Annotated in this window: 20 protein-coding genes and 5 pseudogenes; 9 read left to right on the plus strand and 16 right to left on the minus strand. The window is 69.0% G+C overall.

The genetic code is table 11. From position 1 onward, the window contains the following. A pseudogene (locus AC2W7M_RS05095) lies at nt 1–264 on the minus strand (helix-turn-helix transcriptional regulator); the annotation flags it as partial. 172 nt (nt 265–436) lie between these two features. Here AC2W7M_RS05095 and AC2W7M_RS05100 point away from each other — a divergent pair. Beyond that, the gene (locus AC2W7M_RS05100; protein ID WP_486130603.1) at nt 437–781 is read left to right on the plus strand and encodes a DUF952 domain-containing protein; all 345 of its coding nucleotides are present in this window, start codon (nt 437–439) and stop codon (nt 779–781) included. A gap of 74 nt (nt 782–855) precedes the next feature. Here AC2W7M_RS05100 and AC2W7M_RS05105 read toward each other — a convergent pair whose 3' ends face one another. Next, nucleotides 856–1,110, minus strand: a complete 255-nt coding sequence (locus AC2W7M_RS05105) for a DUF6460 domain-containing protein (RefSeq protein WP_486130605.1) — start codon at nt 1,108–1,110, stop codon at nt 856–858. 291 nt (nt 1,111–1,401) lie between these two features. Then, the gene (locus AC2W7M_RS05110; RefSeq protein ID WP_486130572.1) at nt 1,402–2,178 is read right to left on the minus strand and encodes a DUF4394 domain-containing protein; all 777 of its coding nucleotides are present in this window, start codon (nt 2,176–2,178) and stop codon (nt 1,402–1,404) included. 191 nt (nt 2,179–2,369) lie between these two features. Here AC2W7M_RS05110 and AC2W7M_RS05115 point away from each other — a divergent pair, with 191 nt between their 5' ends. The 3 genes and pseudogenes from AC2W7M_RS05115 to AC2W7M_RS05125 form a co-directional block, all read left to right on the plus strand. Next, the gene (locus tag AC2W7M_RS05115) at nt 2,370–2,915 is read left to right on the plus strand and encodes a sigma-70 family RNA polymerase sigma factor (RefSeq protein ID WP_486130574.1); all 546 of its coding nucleotides are present in this window, start codon (nt 2,370–2,372) and stop codon (nt 2,913–2,915) included. Next, complete coding sequence (locus tag AC2W7M_RS05120; protein ID WP_486130576.1) at nt 2,912–3,445, plus strand: hypothetical protein; 534 nt, start codon at nt 2,912–2,914, stop codon at nt 3,443–3,445. The genes AC2W7M_RS05115 and AC2W7M_RS05120 overlap by 4 nt, the downstream gene beginning before the upstream one ends. Beyond that, a pseudogene (locus tag AC2W7M_RS05125) lies at nt 3,442–4,128 on the plus strand (DJ-1/PfpI family protein); the annotation flags it as partial. The gene AC2W7M_RS05120 and the pseudogene AC2W7M_RS05125, both read left to right, overlap by 4 nt. A gap of 69 nt (nt 4,129–4,197) precedes the next feature. Here AC2W7M_RS05125 and AC2W7M_RS05130 read toward each other — a convergent pair. After that, a complete protein-coding gene (locus tag AC2W7M_RS05130) occupies nt 4,198–5,493 on the minus strand; it encodes an aminotransferase class I/II-fold pyridoxal phosphate-dependent enzyme (protein WP_486130578.1) in 1,296 nt (431 codons plus the stop codon). Nucleotides 5,494–5,837: 344 nt separating this feature from the next. Here AC2W7M_RS05130 and AC2W7M_RS05135 point away from each other — a divergent pair, with 344 nt between their 5' ends. Continuing rightward, complete coding sequence (locus AC2W7M_RS05135) at nt 5,838–6,905, plus strand: carbon-nitrogen hydrolase family protein (RefSeq protein ID WP_486130580.1); 1,068 nt, start codon at nt 5,838–5,840, stop codon at nt 6,903–6,905. A 57-nt stretch (nt 6,906–6,962) separates the two neighbouring features. On the opposite strand, the gene AC2W7M_RS05140 is transcribed toward AC2W7M_RS05135, so the two are convergent. The 6 genes and pseudogenes from AC2W7M_RS05140 to AC2W7M_RS05165 form a co-directional block, all read right to left on the minus strand. Next, the gene (locus AC2W7M_RS05140; RefSeq protein ID WP_486130607.1) at nt 6,963–7,535 is read right to left on the minus strand and encodes an amidase family protein; all 573 of its coding nucleotides are present in this window, start codon (nt 7,533–7,535) and stop codon (nt 6,963–6,965) included. Then, a pseudogene (locus tag AC2W7M_RS05145) lies at nt 7,418–8,157 on the minus strand (amidase family protein); the annotation flags it as partial. The pseudogene AC2W7M_RS05145 and the gene AC2W7M_RS05140, both read right to left, overlap by 118 nt. Before the next feature lie 233 nt (nt 8,158–8,390). Next, on the minus strand, nt 8,391–9,365 hold the full coding sequence (locus tag AC2W7M_RS05150) for an ABC transporter substrate-binding protein (RefSeq protein ID WP_486130582.1): 975 nt from the start codon (nt 9,363–9,365) through the stop codon (nt 8,391–8,393). Between the two features lie 44 nt (nt 9,366–9,409). Further along, nucleotides 9,410–9,820 carry an ABC transporter permease gene (locus AC2W7M_RS05155; protein WP_486130584.1) on the minus strand — a complete coding sequence of 137 codons (411 nt, stop codon included), beginning with the start codon at nt 9,818–9,820 and terminating at the stop codon, nt 9,410–9,412. Nucleotides 9,821–9,828: 8 nt separating this feature from the next. After that, on the minus strand, nt 9,829–10,290 hold the full coding sequence (locus tag AC2W7M_RS05160; RefSeq protein ID WP_486130586.1) for an ABC transporter permease: 462 nt from the start codon (nt 10,288–10,290) through the stop codon (nt 9,829–9,831). Beyond that, on the minus strand, nt 10,287–11,066 hold the full coding sequence (locus AC2W7M_RS05165) for an ABC transporter ATP-binding protein (RefSeq protein ID WP_486130588.1): 780 nt from the start codon (nt 11,064–11,066) through the stop codon (nt 10,287–10,289). Before AC2W7M_RS05165 ends, AC2W7M_RS05160 begins: the two co-directional genes overlap by 4 nt. Before the next feature lie 298 nt (nt 11,067–11,364). Between AC2W7M_RS05165 and AC2W7M_RS05170 the strand changes: the two genes are divergently transcribed. Further along, nucleotides 11,365–12,060, plus strand: coding sequence for a class I SAM-dependent methyltransferase (locus tag AC2W7M_RS05170; protein WP_486130590.1), 696 nt, complete (start codon nt 11,365–11,367; stop codon nt 12,058–12,060). A 3-nt stretch (nt 12,061–12,063) separates the two neighbouring features. Here AC2W7M_RS05170 and AC2W7M_RS05175 read toward each other — a convergent pair whose 3' ends face one another. Then, nucleotides 12,064–12,489, minus strand: a complete 426-nt coding sequence (locus tag AC2W7M_RS05175) for a GtrA family protein (RefSeq protein ID WP_486130591.1) — start codon at nt 12,487–12,489, stop codon at nt 12,064–12,066. Nucleotides 12,490–12,777: 288 nt separating this feature from the next. Between AC2W7M_RS05175 and carB the strand changes: the two are divergent. Continuing rightward, nucleotides 12,778–16,139: pseudogene (carB, locus tag AC2W7M_RS05180) on the plus strand (carbamoyl-phosphate synthase large subunit). Between the two features lie 252 nt (nt 16,140–16,391). Continuing rightward, nucleotides 16,392–16,865, plus strand: a complete 474-nt coding sequence (gene greA, locus AC2W7M_RS05185; RefSeq protein WP_486130593.1) for a transcription elongation factor GreA — start codon at nt 16,392–16,394, stop codon at nt 16,863–16,865. 60 nt (nt 16,866–16,925) lie between these two features. On the opposite strand, the gene AC2W7M_RS05190 is transcribed toward greA, so the two are convergent. Together AC2W7M_RS05190 and AC2W7M_RS05195 are read right to left on the minus strand one after the other, a co-directional pair. Further along, nucleotides 16,926–17,249 carry a hypothetical protein gene (locus AC2W7M_RS05190; RefSeq protein ID WP_486130595.1) on the minus strand — a complete coding sequence of 108 codons (324 nt, stop codon included), beginning with the start codon at nt 17,247–17,249 and terminating at the stop codon, nt 16,926–16,928. Nucleotides 17,250–17,423: 174 nt separating this feature from the next. Then, nucleotides 17,424–18,170, minus strand: coding sequence for a hypothetical protein (locus AC2W7M_RS05195; protein ID WP_486130597.1), 747 nt, complete (start codon nt 18,168–18,170; stop codon nt 17,424–17,426). Between the two features lie 119 nt (nt 18,171–18,289). On the opposite strand from AC2W7M_RS05195, the gene AC2W7M_RS05200 reads away from it, so the two are divergent. Continuing rightward, nucleotides 18,290–19,807, plus strand: a complete 1,518-nt coding sequence (locus AC2W7M_RS05200; protein ID WP_486130599.1) for an MFS transporter — start codon at nt 18,290–18,292, stop codon at nt 19,805–19,807. A gap of 37 nt (nt 19,808–19,844) precedes the next feature. Here AC2W7M_RS05200 and AC2W7M_RS05205 read toward each other — a convergent pair whose 3' ends face one another. The 3 genes and pseudogenes from AC2W7M_RS05205 to AC2W7M_RS05215 form a co-directional block, all read right to left on the minus strand. After that, nucleotides 19,845–20,552 (minus strand): superoxide dismutase, encoded by a 708-nt coding sequence (locus AC2W7M_RS05205; protein ID WP_486130609.1) that lies wholly within the window; start codon nt 20,550–20,552, stop codon nt 19,845–19,847. A 98-nt stretch (nt 20,553–20,650) separates the two neighbouring features. Further along, nucleotides 20,651–21,484 (minus strand): acetolactate decarboxylase, encoded by an 834-nt coding sequence (gene budA / locus AC2W7M_RS05210; protein ID WP_486130601.1) that lies wholly within the window; start codon nt 21,482–21,484, stop codon nt 20,651–20,653. A gap of 205 nt (nt 21,485–21,689) precedes the next feature. Next, nucleotides 21,690–21,785: pseudogene (locus tag AC2W7M_RS05215) on the minus strand (DUF2478 domain-containing protein); the annotation flags it as partial. Nucleotides 21,786–21,860: the final 75 nt, after the last annotated feature.

Genomic DNA, 21,860 nt, shown 5'->3' on the forward strand with positions numbered 1-21,860 from the left:
GCGTCGCATGCTCGGCAAAGCCCTCGGTGCGGCGCCGCGATCGAGCAGGGCGACGAAATCCTCCACCCCCGCCCCGGTCGCCGCGAGCGCCTTGGCGATGCTCTCGGTGGAGGGCCAGCGCGGCCGCCCGTCGCCGGTCACCCGCTTGGACCGGTTGAAGGTGGTGGGGTCGAGCCCGGCCTTTTTCGCCAGGCCGGAGGTGGAGAGGCTGTGCTGTTCCGCGAGCCGATCCAACGCCCGCCAGATTTGCCCATGCGTGAGCATGCGATGCGCGTTCCCTCGCTGACTGCCTCGGCACAGTAAGAATTTGTTCCTGATATGTCCAGGATTTCAATCCGCACCAGACGTCGAAGGCCGCAAGGGCTGGCGTCAGCGGCGCCGGCAGGCTAGCTGAAAGGTCGAGCCATTCCGGAGATCCGCCTTGACCTCGCCCGCCATCGATCTCGTGTTCAAGATCTGCCCCGCCGCGCTCTGGCGCCGGGCGCAGGCGCAGGGGGTCTTCACGGGCGCGCCGGTGGACGTGACGGACGGGTTCATCCATTTCTCCACCGCGGCGCAGGTGCGCGAGACCGCGCGGCGGCACTTCTCGGGCCTCGCGGAACTGAAGCTCGTCACGGTGGCGACCGAAGCGCTGGGGCCGGCGCTCAAATGGGAGGCCTCGCGCGGCGGCGACCTCTTCCCCCATCTCTACGGACCGCTGCCGCTTGCGGCCGTCCGCAAGGTCGAGGACCTGCCGCTCGGGGCGGACGGCGTCCACATTTTCCCCGGCGACATTCCCTAGAGCCCGCGCTGCCCGGCCGGCACCGCAAGCCAAGCGGGAACCGCATTCTCACCCGGTGACGGGCGCGTGAGCCGTCAGCGGCCGGCGCGGGAGATGCGCAGGATCAGCCAGAGCGGCACGACGATCACCGCGCCGAGCAGGAAGTAGCGCCACAGGCGCTCCACCGCCTCGAACCCGAAATTGAACAGGTTCCGCACCAGGTCCACGAGGCTCTGGAGGATGTTGGCGGGGTCGAGGCCGAGCGCCGCCATGATCACGCCCACCACGACGGACAGCAGGATCAGGCGGGCGATGACCCAGGCCGGCGAGCCGCCGAAGAAGCGCTTCAGGTCGGCACCGTGCGGGACGGCTGCTCACCTCGCGATTCTCGGACATGGCGGAACTCCTCGATCCGCTCCGTCTACCACGGCTGGGCGCCAAACGGGAGCCGCATCGCCGGCCCGGCTCCCCACGGCAGCGGGACCGGGCGTAAACGCCCGTCCCCAGTTCCACGTGGCGGGGGGTCACGTGGGACCGATCGGCACCGCGGGAGGGTTGCCCCCATTACGGTGCTGGCGGCGGATGGATCAGGTGCCATCCGCCCTCACCGGCCGGCGCGGCGCCCGGTGAGGTGACGGCCATCACATGCCGGGCAAAACGGCGATGTCGCGCACCGCGCCCTTCACGCCGGAGATGGTCGCCGCCTTGGTGCCGGCGCCGGTGGAAAGGTCCACCTTGTAGAGCGTGTCGCCGGCCATGAGCCAGGCGGCGTTCCCGCCCTCGGCGCCGGAGACGATGTCGAACGCCACCGCCTTGGCGGGCAGGCCCAGCGCGCCCACGGTGTTCAGCACGCCGTCATTGGGCGGAGCCTGCTTCAACAGCGCCCCGGAGGCGTCGACGTCGAACAGGGCGGTCTCCTTGGCCCCCTTCATGGAATTGGTGTAGGCGCCCGCCACCACCTGCGGCGTCTTGCCGGCCATCTTGTCGTTCGCGGCGAAGGCGAGGTTGCCGTCGCGGATCACCTTGCCGTCGTCCACGTTGGCGCGCAGGTTCATGCCATCCGAGCCCATGATCCGCAGCCGGTCCGCCACCGGATTGAAGTCCACCGTCACCGTGGTGCCGGCGGCGGGGATCATGTCGAGCTTGGACTTCACCATGGCCTTGCCGCTCGCCATGTCGATGGTCGCCACCGTGCCGTCGGCGTAGACGGCGTAAAGCTGGCCGTCCGCCGGGCGCACGTCGATGCCGAGCACGCGGCCGGGACCGCCGGAAATGGCCCAGCTCTTCGCCACCTTGCTGGCCTTGGTATCGACGATGGCGATGGTGTCGTCGCCGACGAGCGCGGCCACCGTCTGGGCCTGAGCGCCGGCAAGCGCCACGGTGGTCAGAAGCGTCGCGAGAAGGGTCTGCCTGATCATGGTCCGTCTCCCTGGTTGTCCGGCACGGGGGCCGACTGGAGCGGCTACACGCCATCCCCCGGCGCGGATGCAGCGGGGCGCGGATTTTTTTGCGGCGACCGGCCGGAGCGAAAAATCTCGCGGGCGACGCATCCAAACCGGTCCGCCGCGCATATCATCCGTTGGGGAGTCGAAGGACGTCACGCACGCGCATGAGCCCACCCGACGGCGACATTCTCGAGGCGCTGCGCGCCTGCCAGCGCGGCGACCAGGCGGGGCTGCGCGCGCTCTACGAGCGCGAGGCGCCGCGCATGGTGGGCGTCGCGTATCGGATGCTGCGCCGCCGGGCGCTGGCCGAGGAGGCGGTGCACGACACCTTCGTGCTGGTCTGGCGGCAGGCGGCCACCTTCGATCCCGGGCGCGGGGCGGCACGGACCTGGATCTATGCCATCCTGCGCAACCGCGCGCTCAACATCCTGCGGAGCGAGACGCGCACCGAACTGGTGGATGATTTCGAGCCCATGGGCCTGGAAAGCGAAGAGGACGGCCCCGACGTCGCCTTGATGCGCCTGTCCGAAAGCGGCCGCCTGCGCAGCTGCCTGGAACGTCTGGAGCCGGACCGGCGCAGCGCCATCCTGCTGGCTTATGTGCGCGGGCTGACCCACGGCGAGCTGGCCGGGCGCTTCGGCGTGCCGCTCGGCACCATGAAGTCCTGGATCCGCCGCTCCTTGCTGGCGCTCAGGGAGTGCCTGGCATGAGCGCGCAAGGCACGCCCCCGACCCCCGAGGACCTCGACCACCTGGCGGCCGAGCATGTGCTGGGCCTGACCGATCCGGCGGACGAGGCTCGGGCGCTCGCCCTCGTGGCTGCCGATCCCGCCTTCCGCGCGCGGGTGGATGACTGGCGTGCGCGGTTTGCCGAACTGGACGCGACGGCGGCGGCCGGCGCGCGGCCCGGACGGGGCGCGCGCACGCCCTCGACGCCTCGAGGCTGGGCCGAAGCGCAACGCTCCGGTTCATTCCCCCGATTTACTCATACGTACACCGATTTGTCATACAATTGGCCGGCGGTGCGTATTTTGTCTGTCCAGCAAAAGCCTGGAAAAACGAGCCTCAAACTCAATGCCGGAGCCTGTTTCACGATCAAAAATGGAGGTAATTTTCCACATCATAGCAGACAATGTATGTCAAAATATGCTTTGTCAACGTTTGTCTTGACGATGGCTGGAGTGCTTGGCACACATGGGGGTCGCCAGCGCGCGACGCGCCAAGGGAAGGACCCGTCATGATCCCCGCAGACACGCATCTCCAGATCGGCTCGATCCTGTTCGACGGGCTCGACCAGATCGACTTCACCGGGCCGTTCGAGGTCTTGTCGCGGATCCCCAACTCGACGCTCCATATCGCCGGCAAGAGCCTGGCGCCGGTGAGGGATACCCGCGGCCTCATCCTCACGCCGGAGAAGACCTTCGCGGAGGTGCCGAAGCTGGACGTGCTTCACGTGCCCGGCGGGCCGGGCCAGGAGGCGCTGATGGAGGATGAGGCGACGCTCGATTTCATCCGCACCCAGGCGGCAGGCGCGCTGTTCGTGTTCTCCGTCTGCACCGGCGCGCTGATCTGCGGCGCGGCCGGCCTGCTGAAGGGCCGGCGGGCCACGACCCATTGGGCGGCCATGGAGGTCCTGCCCTATCTGGGCGCGACCGCGCTGACGGACCGGGTGGTGATCGAGGGGAACTACGTCTTCGCGGGCGGCGTGACGTCGGGCATCGACGGCGCGCTGCAGCTGGCGGCCATGCTGCGCGGCCCGGCGGTGGCCCAGCAGATCCAGCTCTACATGCAGTATCACCCCGAGCCGCCGTTCGATGCGGGCATTCCGGAGCGCGCGCCGGCGGAGGTCGTCGCCGCAGCGCGGGACGCCGTGAGGCAGCTCACCGCGAACCGCATCGCCACCGCGAAGCGGGTCGGCGCGCGCTCGGCATCGCCCATGACGGCACTGCGGGTCCGGCGCCTTCGGCCTGAACCCCGATGGGGTCGGAAGAGGTCAGGCCCCTCTTTCGACCCCCTCGTCGCGAATGATCGCGGCCAGCGTCCGGGCGAACTCCTCGGACAGCGACTTTTCGATCGCGCTCGCGGTGACGCGGATGGCCGGCGGCGAGGCCAGGCGGAAGATGGCGCCCGTGCGCACGGTCCATCCGCCTTCCAGGAGGCGGCGCGCGACCGCCTGCTCGTCGTCCACCGGGATCCAGACATTCATGCCGTCACGGGCATGGGCCTTGATGCCCTCGGCGGCCAGCGCGGCGACGATGCCCTCCCTGCGCCGCTCATAGGCGGATGCGGCCCGGGCAATCATCTGGTCGTAGCCCGGCGCCGACAGAACCGACAGGACGCACGTCTGCAGCACCGAACTGACCCATCGCGACGTGTATGCGCTCAGGGACAGGCATGCCCGAGAGACCTCGCGGCTGGAATTGACCACGGCGAGGCGCAGATCGGGGCCGATATATTTGGAGACAGAGCGGATGATCGCCCAGTGCGGGCGGTCCGCGTCAACCAGCGACACCGGCGGGAAGCGTGACAGGACGGCGTAGTGATCGTCCTCGATCAGCAGAACGTCGGGATAGGCCCGCAGCACCTCCCGCAAGGCCGCCAGCCGCGGCTGCGTCCAGGAGCCGCCAAACGGATTGTGCGCCCGCGGCGTCAGGATGAGGGCCTTCGCGCCGCCCTTGAGGGCGCTCCTCAGCCCCTCGGGCGTAACCCCCTCATCGTCCACTGCCATGGGCAGGGTGGCGTAGCCCGCCTGCCGCATCAGCCCCAGCGTGGTCATGAAGCAGGGATCTTCCACCCCGACGGCATCGCCGGTCGCGAGCATCTTGCGGAAGATGGTGGCGATGGCATCGAAGGTGCCCGATGCCAGCCACAACTCGCCGATCGGCAGCCCGTCCCTTTCAAACCTCTGGCCGAGGATGCGGATCAGCTCCGGATCGTCGGGCGGATCCTCATAGGCCCGCTGGCGCCACCCGACGGCCCTGAGCACCGACGCCATGTCCGGCAGCAGCGCAGGATCGGGATTTCCCCCGGCAAGATCGCGCGGCGACGTGCGCAGGTGCTGCGCAGCGGAGGTCTCGAGGGCGACGCGGCTGCCCTGGCGCCCGCGCCCCTCGATGATGCCCGCATCGGACAGCAGCTTGTAGGCTGCCGCCACCGTATTGCGGTTCACGCCGAGGTCGTCCGCCAGCTTGCGGACCGTGGGCAATCCCTGGCCCCGCTTGAGCTGGCCGCCTTCGACCGCGGACTGAATGCTCTCGACGATCTCGGCTGCCCTGCGGCCCGTAATCACCCCTCGCTTCCCTTCGTCTCCTGCGCGGGCCACACCCCGGCGCTCCGCCACCTGGTCCGCCACTGGAAGGCGATGACGCTGAAGCCTCTGTGCGCCGCCAGACAAACAAAGTCAAATTCTCCCTTCGATGCCTTTTTGTCTTCAAGGGCGGCATCGCGGAGGTGATCGCATGGGCGGCGGCGGGAGGCCGCGCGTGCGGGCGGCGGACTGGCGCAAGCACCGCGGACGCATCCGGGCAGAAGTGCAGGGGGATGTGCGGAAATTCGCGGTTCTCCCGGCATCCGGCCTCACCCACTAATGGGCGGAAACCGCGCGCTGCGCGCCGTCTAAAGACCGGGCCACAGATGACCGTCACCTATCCGCGCTTCAAGGCCGCCGCCTGCCACACCTCGTCGGTATTCCTCGATTCCGAGAAGACCGCCGAGAAGGCCTGCGATCTCATCGCCGAGGCCGCCCATGCGGGCGCGGCGCTCGTCGCCTTCCCCGAATCCTTCCTGCCGGGCTTTCCCGTGTGGGCGGCGCTGCAGGCGCCGATCTACAATCACGGCTTCTTCCGCGCTTTGGTGGCCGAGGCGCAGAAGCTCTCCGATCCCGCCATCCGCTCCATCCGCGTGGCGGCGCGCCGCCACGGCGTCCACGTCTCGCTCGGCTTCACCGAGGGCACGGACGCGAGCGTCGGCTGCATCTGGAACTCGAATATCCTGATCGGCCCGGACGGGTCGATCCTCAACCATCACCGCAAGCTCGTGCCCACCTTCTACGAGAAGCTGGTCTGGGCCAATGGCGACGCGCGCGGCCTCAGGGTCAGCGCCACCGAAATCGGCCGCATCGGCATGCTGATCTGCGGCGAGAACACCAACCCGCTGGCGCGCTACGCATTGATGGCGCAGGGCGAGCAGGTGCACGTCTCCTCCTACCCGCCGATCTGGCCGACCCGCCCGCCGAGCGAGGACGGCGCCTACGACCTCAAGCGCGCCATCGAGATCCGCGCCGGCGCCCATGCCTTCGAGGCCAAGGTGTTCAACATCGTCGCCTCCGGCTTCGTCGATGCCGCCATGCGCGAGGCCATCGGCTCGGTGAACCGGGCGAGCCTGGAGATCATCGACAACTCGCCGCGCGGCATCTCGCTGGTGCTCGACCCCACCAGCGAGGTGGTGTCCGACGTGCTGTCGGACCACGAGGGCATCATCTACGCCGATATCGACACCCAGCGCTGCGTGGAGCCCAAGCAGTTCCACGACGTGGTGGGCTACTACAACCGCTTCGACGTGTTCCACCTGGAGGTGGACCGCTCGCCGCGCGAGCCGGCGCACTTCTCCCAGGACGCCGCCGACATCGATCCTGCCCCGCTCGGCCATGCCGCTGACGCTACCGACGACGCCCTCTTCGCGCGTGTCAACGGCGCCCTCTGAAGGCGGAGCGGGACGGTGAAAGGGGCCGCTCAGGCGGCCCCTTTTTTGCGTCTGCCGTCAGCCGACTGGCGCGATGGCCGGGCCGCGGCCAAGGGCGATCTCGCAGGCCTTGGCGACGCGCAGCAGCTTCAGGTCCGCACCGAACGGCGCCACCAGCTGGATGCCGAGCGGCAGCCCCTTCGCACCCGTGCCCGCCGGCAGCGCGATGGCCGGCACGCCGAGCGTCGTCCACGGCACGCACAGCGCCGGATCGCCGGTATTGCCGAGGCCTTCCGGCGCCTCGCCGAAGGCCGGGGCCGGTGAGCAGCACGGTCGAAGCCCGCGAGCGCCGCCGGGAAGGCCGCGCGCAGCGCCAGCCGGTCGTGGGCCGCGGCCACATAAGCGGGGGCCGCCACCTCCCGGCCCGCCGCCACCAGCGCCTTCACCCGCTCGCTCGCCTTGTCCGGGAAGCGGTCGGTGAGCGGGCCGAGATTGTAGGCGCCCTCCGCCGCGCACAGCGTCGTATTGATCTCGCCCAGCCGCTGGAAGTCCTCGGGCAGGGTGATCTCCTCCACCACCGCGCCGGCCGCGGCGAACGCGGCGGCGGCGGCGCGCACGACATCGCGCTGGGCCTCGTCCAGGAGCGCCCATTCCGGCCCCTTCAGGAGGCCGATGCGCGGCTTCGGGAACGGGTCGAGGCCTTGCGGCGGCACCTGGAAGGCCGGGATGGCGGGCGCGCCGTCGCCCTCGGCGATCAGCGACAAGACGAACGCCACATCGTCCACCGCGCGGGCGAACAGGCCCACATGGTCGAGCGACTGGGAGAGCGGATGCACCCCGGCGCGCGGCACGGCGCCGAACGACGCCTTCAGGCCCACCACGCCGCAATAGGCGGCCGGGCGCAGCACCGAGCCCAGCGTCTGGGTGCCGAGCGCACGTGGGCCGCGCCGGAGGCCACCGCCGCCGCCGAGCCGGACGAGGAGCCGCCCGGCGTGTGGCCTATATTCCAGGGGTTGCGGGTGCCGGCGGGATGGCGCCAGGCGAATTCCGTGGTCACGGTCTTGCCCACCACCACCGCCGAGAGCGCCTTCAGCCGCTTCACCACCGCCGCGTCCTCGGCCGGCACATGGTCGGCGAAGATCGCCGATCCGTAGGCGGTGGGCATGCCGGCGGTGTCGATCAGGTCCTTGACCGCCACGGCGACGCCGGCGAGCGGCCCGGCGCCGGGATCGGCGTCGCTGTCGATGGCGGGAAGATGGGTGAAGGCACCCACCGCCGGCTCACAGGCCCGCGCACGGGCGGCGACGGCGGCGACGCTGGCGCGCGGATCGAGGGGTGCCTCGGCGACGCGCGCACGGTGTCGAGCACCCCCCAGGGGGCGAAGGTCTCGGTCATGTCTGGGAAAGGTCCGGCTTCAGGGCGAACGGCCCGGACCGCCAGGGTCCGGGCCTTCGGCCGCAGGATGGGGAGCGGGCGCCGGCGGTCGTGCCGGCCGGCGCGCAAAGGTCAGTTGACGGTCAGGGCCTTGTCGATGAAGCCCTTGCCGACGAAGGTCGCGTAGTCCGGCTGGGCCTTCAGGTTGCCGAGCGCGATCTGGGTGTCGAGGCCCACCTTGAGCGCGGCGGCGGTGATGTCGACGCTCTTCGGATAGACGCCGTCCGCCAGCATCCGCTTGGTGGCGGCCTCCACCACCGCGGCATCGAGCTTCGGGAACTCCTTCTTGGCGATCTCCACCGTCTCCGCCTCGTTGGCGTGCATGAAGCGCATGGCGCGCTCCAGGCCGTTGGCGACGCGCTGGGCGAGGTCGGCGTCCACGTCCTTGCGGGCGGTGATGGAGGAGAAGGCGTAGGGGCCGTAGAGCTTCGGGAAGCCGAGGATCACCTTCATGCCCCGCGCCACCACCTGGTCGAGGCCGGGCTCGTACATCACCGCGAGCTTGGCCTGGCCGGCGGCCAGCGGGCCGGGCTCGGAGCCGATCGGCACCTGCAGCATCTCCACGTCCTTCTCGCTCAGGCCGTTCTCCTTGAGCAGCTTGATGAAGAGCGAGGTGCTGGTGGTGGGCATCTGGCCGGTGACGACCTTCTGGCCCTTGAAGTCCTTTGGGCTCTCATACTTGAAGTCCGGGGCGGCGGCGATCCACACGGCGGCGCCGTTGACCACGTTCGCCATGATGAAGACCGGGGCGCCCTTCTCGGCGGCGATGGCGGTCCATTCCGGGCCGTGCAGGGAGAATTGGGCGCTGCCGGAGATCACCGCCGAGAGCGCGGCGGTGGGCGAGCCGGCGGTCTCCTTGGTGAGGTCGAGGCCCTCCTTCTCGAAGTAGCCCTTGTTGATGGCGACGTAGAGCGGGAGATACAGCATCGACTGGAAGGCCTGCGACAGCACCACCTTCTTGTTCTGCGCGGCTGCGGGCGCGGTGCCGGCGGCGAACGCGAGCGCCGCCGCGAGCGAGGCCATCTTCAGTTTGCGCACAAACGACATGGGCAATCTCCGGTGAGGTTGGATAGTCGGGAGGGTCGGAACCGTCAGACGTTGATCTGGGTGGAGTGCTGCTCCTGCTTCCACGGCAGCAGCCAGCGCTCGGTCAGTTCGACGAGGTGGTAGAAGACGAAGCCCACCAGCATCAGCACGAACAGGCCGGCCCAGACCGAGTTGAGGTCGTAGAGGCTGGAGGCGGTGTAGATCAGGTGGCCGAGGCCGTGCTGGGAGGAGATGAACTCGCCCACCACCGCGCCCACCAGCGCGAAGCCGATATTGATGCGGAAGGTGGCGATGATGGCCGGCAGCGTGGACGGCACGATCACCTTCTTGAAGATGCGGTGCTTGTCCGCGCCCATGGAGAACAGAAGGGCCTGGAGGTCCTTGTCCGCGTCCTTGGCGGCCTGGTAGGCGGTGATGAGGGCGACGATGGCGGTGAGCGAGACCGCCAGCGCCACCTTCGAGGTCAGCCCGGTGCCGAACCACAGATGATGATCGGCGCCAGAGCGATCTTCGGCACCGAATTGATGGCGGCGATGAAGGGCTCGGTGAGGCGGGCGACGAACACCGAGTACCAGAGCGACAGGCCGATCAGCGAGCCGATCACGGTGCCGAAGGCGAAGCCCAGCAGCGCCTCGAACACGGTGTAACCCGTGTCGACGAACAGCGACCCGTCGGCGATCGAGGACACCAGCACGCCGAGGATGCCGCTCGGCTGGCCCAGCAGGAAGGCGTTGGCCCAGCCGATGTCCACCGCCACCTCCCACAGGAGGAAGAAGCCGACCACGGCGAGGATCTGGAGCGCCGAGCGCCCCAGGGTGGAATCGAGCGCGTTGCCGCGCGACCGGCGGCGGGCCGCGACGCTCTTCTTCGCGGCAGGGGCGGCGGCGCCGGGCTTGGTCATGGCGGTCTCCGTCATGCGGCTCATGCGGTGGCCCTCGTCTGGATGTCGAGTTCGGCGCACAAAGTGTGGAAGTAGCCTGAGAAGCGCGGATCGGAGCGGGCGGCGATGGGCGAGCGCTCGGAGAGGTCGATCTCGTGCACGCTCTTCACCGTGGTGGGCCGGTGGCTGAGGACCACCACGCGTTTCGAGAGCGCCACCGCCTCGTCGATGTCGTGGGTGACGAGGATCACGGTCTTGTGGAAGGTCTCCACCGCCTCCAGCAGCACCGCCTCGAGATAGAGGCGCGTCTGGTAGTCGAGCGCGGAGAACGGCTCGTCGAGCAGCAGGATGTCGGGGTCCAGCACCAGCGTCCGGATCAGCGCCGCGCGCTGGCGCATGCCGCCGGAGAGCATCTTCGGATAGGCGTTCTCAAACCCCGAGAGGCCGAAGGTTGAGATGTATTCGCGCGCCGTGTCGCGCGCCTCAGCCGGGCTGACGCCCTTGGCGTCGAGGCCGAGCAGCACGTTGTCCAGCACGGTCAGCCAGGGGAACAGCAGGTCCTTCTGCATCATGTAGCCGACCCGGCCGCGCAGGTTCTCCACCTCCTGGCCGCGATAGAGCAGCATGCCCTCGTCCGGCTCGGCGAGTCCCGCGATCACATTGAATACAGTTGTCTTCCCGCAGCCCGACGGGCCGATGATGCTGACGAAGTCCTTTTCGTGGATGTCGAACGTCAGGCCGTCGAGCACCTTCACGGGCTCGGACTTGCCCGGGAAGCTCTTGCGAATGCCGTTCAGGCGGAGCTGAACTTTGGGCGCCATCGGCGTCTCCTTTGTTGCCGGTTCAAGGGTTAGCAACAAGGATGCCAAGACTGCCGGATCGCGTTTTTTGCTTTGCAGCAAAGGGTTATGGCGGCGCCGAATCGCTGCCGTTGCGGTAACGGGATGACCCGATTGTATGCAGACTGCCGCCTTTTATGTCATGCTGAAAATGGAACGCCTGCATGCAGGACCGGCATCGCACCGGATGATCGGCACCACTGTAAAGTCCAAGCTTGTCTTTTCGCGTGAGGTCTGCCCCGACCTGTGCCACAAGCAGCCGCGTACCGGGGACGCGCGTATGGCAGGTTGGATCTCCTTCTGGGACGGCGCGCATGCCGTCTATGTGAACGAGCGTCACAAGGCGTTGCATTATCTGCGCATAGCTGGCGACCTCGCCCGGTTCGTGCCGGCGCCGGATGCCCGCATTCTCGACTTCGGCTGCGGCGAGGCGCTGTCCGCCGCCGGCCTCGCGGAGCGGTGCGGCTCGCTGGTGCTGTGCGACGCTGCGCCCTCGGTGCGTGCGGGGCTCGCAGCGCGCCATGCCGGAAACCCGAAGATCGAGGTGCTCTCGCCCGAGGATGTGGCGGGGCTGCCGGACGGCGGCTTCCACCTGATCGTCGTCAATTCGGTGCTGCAATACATTCCCAAGGCCGACCTGCCGGGCCTGCTCGCCGGCTGGCGGCGGCTGCTCGGCAAGGGCGGCAGCCTGCTTCTGGCGGACGTCATTCCGCCGAATGTGGGCATGGCGCAGGACGTGGCGGCGCTGCTCGCCTTCGCGGCCAAGGAAGGCTTCCTGGGGGCGGCGCTGGTGGGCCTCGCGCGCACCGCCGTCTCGCCCTACCGCAAGCTGCGCAGCGAGCTGGGCCTCACCGTCTACGAGGAGGAGGAGATGCTGCGCCTGCTGGAGGCGGCGCGGCTGCCGGCGAGCCGGGTCCGCCCCAATGTCGGCCACAACCAGAACCGCATGGCGTTCCAGGCCTTCCGCCTGCGCTGAGGATCATCCCTCCGGGGCGTGGCGGAACGCCCAGATCCGGTAGGCGGAGAAGGTCCAGATCAGCACCAGGCCGGTGGTGAGCACCTGCGCCAGCAGATAGAACAGGCCCAGCCGGTGCACGAACAAATCCATCAGGAAGGCGTTCAGCACGAAGGCGACCCCGGCCACGGCGATGAAGCGCGGCACCGCGCCCACGTGCGAGCGGGTGGCGTTGAACGTGAAGCGGCGGTTCAGCACGTAGGAGATCACGCCGCCCACCAGGAAGCCGCAGGCCGAGGCGCGCACCGGGCCGGCGAGGTCGAACTCCACCAGCGCCGCCAGGGTCGAGAAATGGCCCAACGCCGCGGCCCCGCCTGCCCCGGCGAAGGCGATGACCTGCCGGATCAGCGGCTGGTAGCGCCGAACCAGATCGTGGACCACGGATGCCATGCGGGGTGCCGCTCCCGGCGGTAGGACGAGGAAGGCGTCTTCCGTCCCTCCGAATTATGGTCTAAGGAAGCCCATCAGCGTATCGGGACAAGGGAAAATCGTCGCTGCCGCGCCGCCCTGCCCGCACGCCCCGCCCTCAAGGGCGGTGATCGAGCTTAACGATGAGGGGCGCGCGGACCCGCGGCCCCTTTTTTTGCGCCCGAGGCGCGATCCATCCGAAACGCGCATGCCGGTTTTCGGGATGGAGCCGCGCCGCACGGGCGAACGTGGAACGAGCGCCGGGAAAAAATGCCGAAACGCACCGATATCGAAACCATCCTCATCATCGGCGCCGGGCCCATCGTGATCGGGCAGGCCTGCGAATTCGACTATTCCGGAACGCAGGCGGTCAAGGCGCTGAAGGAGGAGGGATACCGGGTCGTCCTCGTCAACTCCAATCCCGCGACCATCATGACCGACCCGGACATGGCGGACGCGACCTATATCGAGCCGATCACCGCCGAGATCGTCACCAAGATCATCGAGAAGGAGCGCGGCGACCGCTCCAAGGGCTTCGCGCTGCTGCCCACCATGGGCGGCCAGACCGCGCTCAATTGCGCGCTGTCGCTCAAGAAGATGGGCACGCTCGAGAAGTTCGACGTGGAGATGATCGGCGCCACCGCCGAGGCTATCGACAAGGCCGAGGACCGCGAGCTGTTCCGCGAGGCCATGACCAAGATCGGCCTCTCGACCCCCACCTCGCGCCAGATCAAGACGCTGGCCCAGGCGCTGGACGCGCTCGACATCGTCGGCCTGCCCGCGATCATCCGCCCGTCCTTCACCATGGGCGGCACCGGCGGCGGCATCGCCTACAACAAGGCCGAGTTCATCGAGATCGTCGAGCGCGGCATCGACGCCTCGCCCACCAACGAGGTGCTGATCGAGGAGAGCGTGCTCGGCTGGAAGGAGTATGAGATGGAGGTGGTCCGCGACAAGGCGGACAACTGCATCATCGTATGCTCCATCGAGAACATCGACCCGATGGGCGTGCACACCGGCGATTCCATCACGGTGGCCCCGGCGCTGACGCTGACCGACAAGGAATACCAGATCATGCGCGACGCATCGCTTGCGGTGCTGCGCGAGATCGGGGTGGAGACCGGCGGCTCGAACGTGCAGTTCGCGGTGAACCCCGAGGACGGCCGGCTCATCGTCATCGAGATGAACCCGCGCGTGTCGCGCTCCTCGGCGCTGGCCTCGAAGGCCACCGGCTTCCCCATCGCCAAGGTGGCCGCTCGCCTCGCCGTGGGTTACACGCTGGACGAGATCGAGAACGACATCACCGGCGGCGCGACTCCGGCCTCCTTCGAGCCCACCATCGACTATGTGGTGACGAAGGTGCCGCGCTTCGCTTTCGAGAAGTTCCCCGGCGCCGACCCGGTGCTCACCACCGCCATGAAGTCGGTGGGCGAGGCCATGGCCATCGGCCGCACCTTCCAGGAGAGTCTCCAGAAGGCGCTGCGCTCGCTGGAGACCGGCCTGTCCGGCCTCGATGAGATCGAGATCGAGGGCCTGCGCCAGGGCGACGACAAGAACGCCATCCGCGCCGCGCTCGGCACGCCCACCCCCGACCGCCTGCTCTATGTGGCCCAGGCCATGCGTCTCGGCCTCACCGACGAGCAGATCCATTCCGCCTGCAAGATCGACCCGTGGTTCCTCGCCGAAATCCGCGGCATTGTCGAGATGGAGCAGAAGGTGCGCCGCCTCGGCCTGCCGGGCACCGCGGGCCAGTTCCGCCGCCTCAAGGCCATGGGCTTCTCGGACGCCCGCCTCGCCACCCTCGCCGCCTCACCGAGGCCGAGGTGCGCGACCGGCGCCACGCGCTCGACGTGCGCCCGGCCTACAAGCGCATCGACACCTGCGCGGCCGAGTTCGCCTCGCCCACCGCCTACATGTACTCGACCTACGAGACGCCCTTCGCCGGTGCCCTCGCCGACGAGGCGCAGCCCTCCGGCCGCGAGAAGGTGATCATCCTCGGCGGCGGGCCGAACCGCATCGGCCAGGGCATCGAGTTCGACTATTGCTGCTGCCATGCCGCCTTCGCGCTGAAGGACGCCGGCTATGAAGCCATCATGGTCAACTGCAACCCGGAGACCGTCTCCACCGACTACGACACCTCCGACCGGCTCTATTTCGAGCCGCTCACCGCCGAGGACGTGCTGGAGCTGATCGCCCGCGAGAAGACCAACGGCACGCTCAAGGGCGTCATCGTCCAGTTCGGCGGCCAGACACCGCTGAAGCTCGCCAAGGCGCTGGAGGATGCGGACGTGCCGATCCTCGGCACCTCGCCCGATGCCATCGACCTCGCCGAGGACCGCGACCGCTTCAAGACCCTGCTGGAGCGGCTGAAGATCCGCCAGCCCGCCAACGGCATCGCCTACAGCGTGGAGCAGGCGCGCCTGGTGGCCGGCGAGCTCGGCTATCCCATGGTGGTGCGCCCCTCTTACGTGCTGGGCGGCCGGGCCATGCAGATCATCCGCGAGGAGCGCGAGCTCGGCGACTACCTGCTGGAGACCCTGCCGGGCCTCGTGCCTCAGGAGATCAAGGCGCGCTACCCCAACGACAAGACCGGCCAGATCAACACGGTGCTGGGCAAGAACCCGCTGCTGTTCGACCGCTATCTGTCCGACGCCATCGAGGTGGACGTGGACGCGCTGTGCGACGGCAGGGACGTGTTCGTCGCCGGCATCATGGAGCACATCGAGGAGGCGGGCATCCATTCCGGCGACAGCGCCTGCTCGCTGCCGCCCCATTCGCTCGGCCCCGACATGCTCGCCGCGCTGGAGAAGCAGACCGCAGCGATGGCGCTGGCCCTGGGCGTGGTCGGCCTCATGAACGTGCAGTACGCCATCAAGGGCGACGACATCTACGTGCTGGAAGTGAATCCGCGCGCCTCGCGCACCGTGCCCTTTGTCGCCAAGGTGATCGGCACGCCCATCGCCAAGATCGCGGCGCGGGTGATGGCGGGCGAGAAGATCGCCGGCTTCGGCCTCACGCCCGCACGCATCGACCATATCGCGGTGAAGGAGGCGGTGTTCCCCTTCGCCCGCTTCCCGGGCGTCGACACCGTGCTCGGGCCGGAGATGCGCTCCACCGGCGAGGTGATGGGCCTCGACACCGACTACGGCGTCGCCTTCGCCAAGAGCCAGCTCGGCGGCGGCACCAAGGTGCCGAAGTCCGGAACCGTGTTCGTCTCGGTGCGCGACGAGGACAAGCCGCGCATCCTGCCCACCATCAAGATGCTGCAATCGCTCGGCTTCAAGGTGATCGCCACCTCCGGCACCCTGCGCTTTCTCGAGGAGAACGGCGTCGCCGCCGCGAAGATCAACAAGGTGCTGGAAGGCCGCCCGCACATCGTCGACGCGATCAAGAACGGCGAGGTGCAGCTGGTGTTCAACACCACCGAGGGCGCGCAGGCGCTGGCGGACAGCCGCTCGCTGCGCCGGGCGGCCCTCTTGCAGAAAGTGCCGTATTACACCACGCTGTCCGGCGCCATCGCTGCGGCGCAGGGGATCAAGGCCTATGTGGGCGGAGACCTCAAGGTGCGCCCGCTGCAGGGCTATTTCGACGCCGACGAGCGCGCCGCGGGGGGTAAAGCCTCGGTGGCGTGAGCCGTCGGCTTTTTCGGCGGGCGGGGGCGGGGATCAAATCCGTCCGCGCGCGCTTTCATATGTGCCGGGCCCGTCCGGCAGGGCGGGGAGCGCGGGTGCCCTTAGGGCATCACTCCGCACCGCAGGACGGGGTGAGGCGGCACGGCGGACGGTCCGGCGCGGAACGGCGGGCCGTCGCGGCAGGCCGAGCGGCACCGTCCCGAACGGACGGGCCATCGGCGGCCACAGGTTCAGGAGGTCTTGAAAGGACCCATGGAGAAGATCCCCATGACGGCGGCAGGCTATGCCGCCCTCGAACAAGAATTGAAGCAGCGCCAGCAGGTGGAACGCCCGCGCATCATCTCCGCCATCTCCGAGGCGCGCGCCCATGGCGACCTCTCCGAGAATGCCGAATATCATGCCGCCAAGGAGCAGCAGTCGCTCAATGAGGGCCGCATCGCGGAACTCGAGGACAAGCTCTCCCGCGCCGACGTGATCGACGTCTCCAAGCTCTCCGGCGACGTGGTCAAGTTCGGCGCCACCGTGACGTTGGTGGACGAGGACACCGAGGAAGAGAAGGTCTGGCAGATCGTCGGCGACAGCGAGGCCGATGCCAAGGCCGGCCGCATCTCCATCTCCTCGCCGATGGCGCGCGCGCTGATCGGCAAGAAGAAGGGCGCGAGCGTGGAGGTGGTCACGCCCAAGGGCGCGCGCTCGTTCGAGATCGTCGGCGTGCGCTGGGCCTGAGCCGCGCCGCGGGCGCCTTGCTGATCTCAGCGCATGCTGCCGAGCGGCGGGCGGACCCGCTCAGGCGGGGCCGCCGACGATCAGCACCGCCAGCACCAGCACGACGCCGATGGGCGACCAGTATTGCATGGGTAGGTTCAGCAGCGCGTGCCGGTTGGCCTCCAGGCGGAGCCGGCCGGTGGCGGGATCGACCCGCACGCGCGCGGCCGCGGGATCGTTGAACCAGCGGCCGATGACCCAGTTCGCCACTGCCGCCGCCAGCAGGCCGGAGGCGACCCGCAGATTGTCCTCGATGCCTAGGAGCGGCCCGACCAGCGGCGCGAGGAGCAGTCCCATGGCAAACGTCGCCGCGGTGACAAAGCCGTAACCCGACCAGATCGCCATGCCCGCCCCCCCTGCGTCCCGGCCAAGGGCGGCATGGGTCGGCCGCCGCGAGACTGGACGGCCAAGCTAGGGCGCTCGGGCCGCTCCCGCATCCTCCAATTGGGGTATCGCCGCCGCTTTGGCGGCGACGCGCTGGAGACGGCCGGCAACTGGTCCGCGGCGGGGGCGCCTGCCCTACCGGTAGAGCACCCAGAACAGGCCCACGGTGGGATTGGCGGCGCGGATGGCGGCATCGGAGGACGAAAAGAATTTCGCTCCCGAAACCCGGCCCTGCACCTGATCGGAGAGCGTCGCCGGCAGGGCGAATTGCAGTCCCAGCCGGCAGCCCGAGCCGAGATTGGCGAGCTTGCCGCCCTGCCAGTCCGCCACCACGCCGCCCGCCGGACCGCTGAAGCCCTGGATGCGGAAGGCGCGGCCGTTGGCCTTCTCCACGTCCGCAAGGCTCGAACCGATGCCGAGGCCGTTCACGGTCCAGGCGGTGGCCTCGGTGAAGGCGACGCGGCGCGGATTGGTCATGCCGATGGCATCGCCCCAGGCGATGTCGAGGCGCAGGGCCGGATCGCCCGGCAGCAGCACGGTGCCGTTCGCCACCGAGCCGTCGGGCTCCATCACCGGGGCGGAGATCACGTTGGCCTGGCCGAAATCGGCGGCGATGTTGATGGCGGTGGTGTTGGGCGCGAACGGGCCCTGGCACACGAACTGGCGCGGACCGGCGGTGGGCTTGGGGATCGAGACCACCGTTTCGGCATAGTCTCCGAACGCGTCCGTCTCCTTGACCACGCCGGTGCCCCAACTGTCGGGCGAGCCCTGGCAGGCGGCGAGCACCAGGCCGGCGAGCGCCAGCAGCGCGACGCAAGGCGCGAAGGCGGGCGCGGCGCACGCCGAGCGCGTGAGGAATCGGGCAAAGTGACGCTCGGACATGGGTTTCTCCCGCAACTTCACCGTCTTATCGATTATGCCGCGGACTCGCCAGAGGGCAGAGGCTGCAACATGAGCGTCACGGTAAATGGGCATAATCCTACCGAACGGAGACCAGCCCGATGACCGCGCCGCGCACAACGCAAACGGCCGAGGCCCTTGTCGACCACGAAAGCTCAGGCGCCGCCAGCCTGCCGCCGGGCCGCTCGGTCCAGGACTATATCGACGAGGCGCCGATCTGGCGCGACGGCACCAAGGTCGCCTCCATCCCCATGACGGAGATGCAGTGGCGCATCTGGTGGCTGGCGGCGGCGGGCAAGTTCTTCGAGGGCCTCGTGGTCTTCATGACCGGCGTGGCGATGCCGCTGATGTCGGCCGAATTCGGCATGGACGCGCTGCAGCACGGCCTCGTCGGCGCGGCCAGCCTCGCCGGCATCCTGGTGGGCGCCCTGTTCCTGGGCGGCCTCGCCGATCATTTCGGCCGCAAGGTGATGTTCGTGGCGGAGATGGTGATCTTCATCGTCTTCCTCGGCCTGCTCTCGGTCAGCCCCACCTTCGCCTGGACCGTGGTGTTCCTGTTCGGCATCGGCGTCGCGCTCGGCTGTGACTATCCCACCGCCCATCTCGTGATCTCCGAAAGCATCCCTTCGGCAGCGCGCGGGCGCCTGGTGCTCAGCGCCTTCGGCTTCCAAGCGGTGGGGGCGCTCTGCGGCACGCTGGTGGGCTATCTCGTGCTCACCAACATCACCGAGGACTCGTCCTGGCGGCTGATGTATGCGGTCGCCATCCTGCCGGCCTTGGCGGTGACGGTGGGCCGCTTTTACGTCACGGAAAGCGCCGCCTGGCTTTTGGCCCACGGCAAGACCGATGCGGCCGAGCGCGAGGCGGGACGGCTGCTGGAGCGCGATCCGCCCTACCCCAAGCAGGTGAAGCTGGCGCGCAGCCACAAGCATCAGCACACCGCGCAGGAGCGCCACCCGCTGGCCCTGTTCAAAGCCAAGAACCGGCGCGCCACCATCCTCGCCAGCGTGCCCTGGTTCCTCCAGGACCTCGGCACCTATGGCATCGGCATCTTCACGCCCACCATCCTGGCGGCCGCGCTCGGCCATGCGGCGACGCAGGTGCACGATTTCACCGACATCATCGCCAATGACGAACTGGCGGCGGAAGGCGCCGCGCTGATCGACCTGCTGCTGATCCTCGGCATCGCCGCCGCGGTGGGGCTCGCCGACAAGGTCGGTCGCATCCCGCTCCAGATCATCGGCTTCATCGGCTGCGCCGCGGGGCTGCTGCTCGCCGCCTTCTCCTCGTTCTATGAGGGCGGAACGCAGATCGCCCTCATCTTCGCGGGCTTCATGCTGTTCAACTTCATGACCAATCTCGGCCCGAACGCGCAGACCTACCTCCTGGCGGGCGAGGTGTTCCCCACCCACATCCGCGGCATGGGCGCCGGCTTCGCGGCTGCCTTCGCCAAGATCGGCGCGGTGATGACGGCGTTCCTGTTCCCGATCCTGCTGCACCAGCTCGGGACGTCGACCCTGCTCTACATCCTGGTCGGAACCTCGCTGCTCGGCGCGGTCGTCACCTATGCGTTCCGCATCGAGACCACGGGCAAGAACCTGGACGACATCGGCATCTAGCGGGCGGCACGCCGCCCGGCACGGCCCGCGCCGACGCTCAGCCGAAGCGCTCGGAGACGTAGGCCCAGTTCATGCGATCATCGAGCACCGCCTTCACATGGGCGGTGCGGCGGTTCTCCCAGTCGAGATAGTATGCGTGCTCCCACACGTCGATGCCGGCGAGCACGGTCTTGCCGTCCGGCAACGGGTTGATGGCGTCCTTGAGGCCCACCACCTCCAGCTTGTCGCCGTTCTTCACCAGCCACACCCAGCCGGTGCCGAACACGCCATCGCCGGTATCGGTCATGGCCTTCTTGAGGCCGGCGAGATCGCCGAAGTCGCGCTTCACCGCATCGGCGAACGCGCCCTTGGGCGCGGCCGGGCCGCCCTTGAACTCCATCCAGTACAGATCGTGGTTCCAGGCCTGGGCGGCATTGTTGAACACCGGCGCGTCGTTGGCCTTGCGGGAGGCGACCACCACCTGCTCCAGCGTCATGTCGGCATAGGGCTTACCGACGACCAGGGTGTTGAGCTTGTCGTAATAGCCCTTGTGGTGCTTGCCGTAGTGCAGACCCACGGTGCGCGCCGAGATGGTGGGCGCGAGCGCGCTTTCCTCGTAGGGCAGAGGCGGCTGCTGGAATGGCGCCGCGGCACGGGCGATGCGCGGCATGGCGAGGGTCGCGGCGGCGGCGCCCGCCATCACCAGCGCGTCGCGCCGGCTGACCAGGGAAGGGGCGGCGGCGGCAAGGACGCGGGGAGCAGTCATGGCGTTTGTCCCAGGGGAGTTTCCTCGACAGGCAGAAACGCCGCCGGTGCGGCCGAGGCTCCGGTGCGCGGCCGCGCACGCAAAAAAAAAATTCCGCCTCAGCGCGTCGCCCGCTCCGCCGTGTCGAGCGCGGCCTCGGTGTCGCCCGAGAGGTCGGCCTTCGGGAAGGCGGCGGTCTCCGGCATGGCGAGGCGGAAATCGTCGAGCCGCTCCATGCTGAGGCCGATCCCCTCCCCCGCACAGCCGAGCACATGGCCGCCGCGGCTGAAGTCCGCGCTGATGAAATGCAGGTGCCAGCCGGGAATGCCGATGCCGCGCGCATAAGGCGGCGTGAAGAAGCCCACCATGGTGCCCTCCACGTCGGCGTGGCGGAACTCGGCCTGGTGGCTGGTGGCCTCCACCAGCGTCTCGTGTTCGCCCGCCTTGCAGGCGACGCGGTCGTGCACCAGCGAAAACCGGCCGGCGAGGCGCACGGCATAGAAGATATTGTCGCTGTCGCGCCGCGCGTCCAGGAGCGCAAGCAGTTCGTCCATGGAGGCGAACGGCGCCAGCGTGCCTTCGTCGGCGCCCGCGAAATGGGTGACGAGGGCGAACGGCACCTGCATGGCGTCCTCGGCGTGGTGAATGCTGCCGTCGGACCGCATCTGGAAAAAGGCGCCGTCGAGCGCGATCATCTCGCCGTCGAGCCCGGCAAAGGTGCCGAGGCCGAAATCGCCGTGCTCGCGCAGGGTGCCCACCGACACCACGCCGCCGAACAGCCCCTCGACGATGGCGCCGGAGGTGGAGACCTGGAACAGCGTGCCGTGATCCACCTGGAGCGCGTCGGCGAGCGCGCGGGAGACGATGTGGTCGCGGCTCTCCCCGCTCGCGGCGGCGGCGCGGTCGAGCGCATCGAGAAGCGAGGCAGAGACCTCGCAGGTGAGCTTCGGCATGGCGGCTCCGGGGGTCAGAATCGGCCCGGACCTTAGCGGAGAGCGGCCGGTCGGCGAAGCGCCGATGCGGCGCCGGGATCAGACCGCCAGCGCCTCGGCCATGTCCCACCACGCCTCCACCGCCTCGAGGCGGGCCGGGGCGGAGGCGGGCGAGATCGCCGGCGAAGCCGTCCCACTGCACCCGCACGGTGGGCGAGACCGAGGTGAGCACGCACAGCTCGCCCGCCACCGCGGCGTGGAAGGCGCTGGTGAGGCCGCGCCCGTCCGCCTCCTGGCGGCCGAACTTCGAGAGCACCACCACGGTGTCGGAGAGGTCGCCACCCTCGGCGAGGCGCGCGGCGATGGCGCGCTCGACACCGGCGCGCGCCGCGAGCCG

Source organism: Xanthobacter sp. BG11Y11_SDJG (assembly GCF_057364445.1).

What these genes read in the sequence shown, in the direction of transcription:
- AC2W7M_RS05160 (WP_486130586.1), bottom strand. Translation starts at nt 10,290, where the DNA reads ATGAGCCGCATGACGGAGACCGCCATGACCAAGCCCGGCGCCGCCGCC.
- AC2W7M_RS05165 (WP_486130588.1), bottom strand. Translation starts at nt 11,066, where the DNA reads ATGGCGCCCAAAGTTCAGCTCCGCCTGAACGGCATTCGCAAGAGCTTC.
- AC2W7M_RS05200 (WP_486130599.1), top strand. Translation starts at nt 18,290, where the DNA reads ATGACCGCGCCGCGCACAACGCAAACGGCCGAGGCCCTTGTCGACCAC.
- AC2W7M_RS05175 (WP_486130591.1), bottom strand. Translation starts at nt 12,489, where the DNA reads ATGGCATCCGTGGTCCACGATCTGGTTCGGCGCTACCAGCCGCTGATC.
- AC2W7M_RS05195 (WP_486130597.1), bottom strand. Translation starts at nt 18,170, where the DNA reads ATGTCCGAGCGTCACTTTGCCCGATTCCTCACGCGCTCGGCGTGCGCC.
- AC2W7M_RS05135 (WP_486130580.1), top strand. Translation starts at nt 5,838, where the DNA reads ATGACCGTCACCTATCCGCGCTTCAAGGCCGCCGCCTGCCACACCTCG.
- AC2W7M_RS05115 (WP_486130574.1), top strand. Translation starts at nt 2,370, where the DNA reads ATGAGCCCACCCGACGGCGACATTCTCGAGGCGCTGCGCGCCTGCCAG.
- greA (WP_486130593.1), top strand. Translation starts at nt 16,392, where the DNA reads ATGGAGAAGATCCCCATGACGGCGGCAGGCTATGCCGCCCTCGAACAA.
- AC2W7M_RS05170 (WP_486130590.1), top strand. Translation starts at nt 11,365, where the DNA reads ATGGCAGGTTGGATCTCCTTCTGGGACGGCGCGCATGCCGTCTATGTG.
- AC2W7M_RS05110 (WP_486130572.1), bottom strand. Translation starts at nt 2,178, where the DNA reads ATGATCAGGCAGACCCTTCTCGCGACGCTTCTGACCACCGTGGCGCTT.
- AC2W7M_RS05140 (WP_486130607.1), bottom strand. Translation starts at nt 7,535, where the DNA reads ATGGGCGCTCCTGGACGAGGCCCAGCGCGATGTCGTGCGCGCCGCCGC.
- AC2W7M_RS05205 (WP_486130609.1), bottom strand. Translation starts at nt 20,552, where the DNA reads ATGACTGCTCCCCGCGTCCTTGCCGCCGCCGCCCCTTCCCTGGTCAGC.
- AC2W7M_RS05190 (WP_486130595.1), bottom strand. Translation starts at nt 17,249, where the DNA reads ATGGCGATCTGGTCGGGTTACGGCTTTGTCACCGCGGCGACGTTTGCC.
- budA (WP_486130601.1), bottom strand. Translation starts at nt 21,484, where the DNA reads ATGCCGAAGCTCACCTGCGAGGTCTCTGCCTCGCTTCTCGATGCGCTC.
- AC2W7M_RS05120 (WP_486130576.1), top strand. Translation starts at nt 2,912, where the DNA reads ATGAGCGCGCAAGGCACGCCCCCGACCCCCGAGGACCTCGACCACCTG.
- AC2W7M_RS05150 (WP_486130582.1), bottom strand. Translation starts at nt 9,365, where the DNA reads ATGTCGTTTGTGCGCAAACTGAAGATGGCCTCGCTCGCGGCGGCGCTC.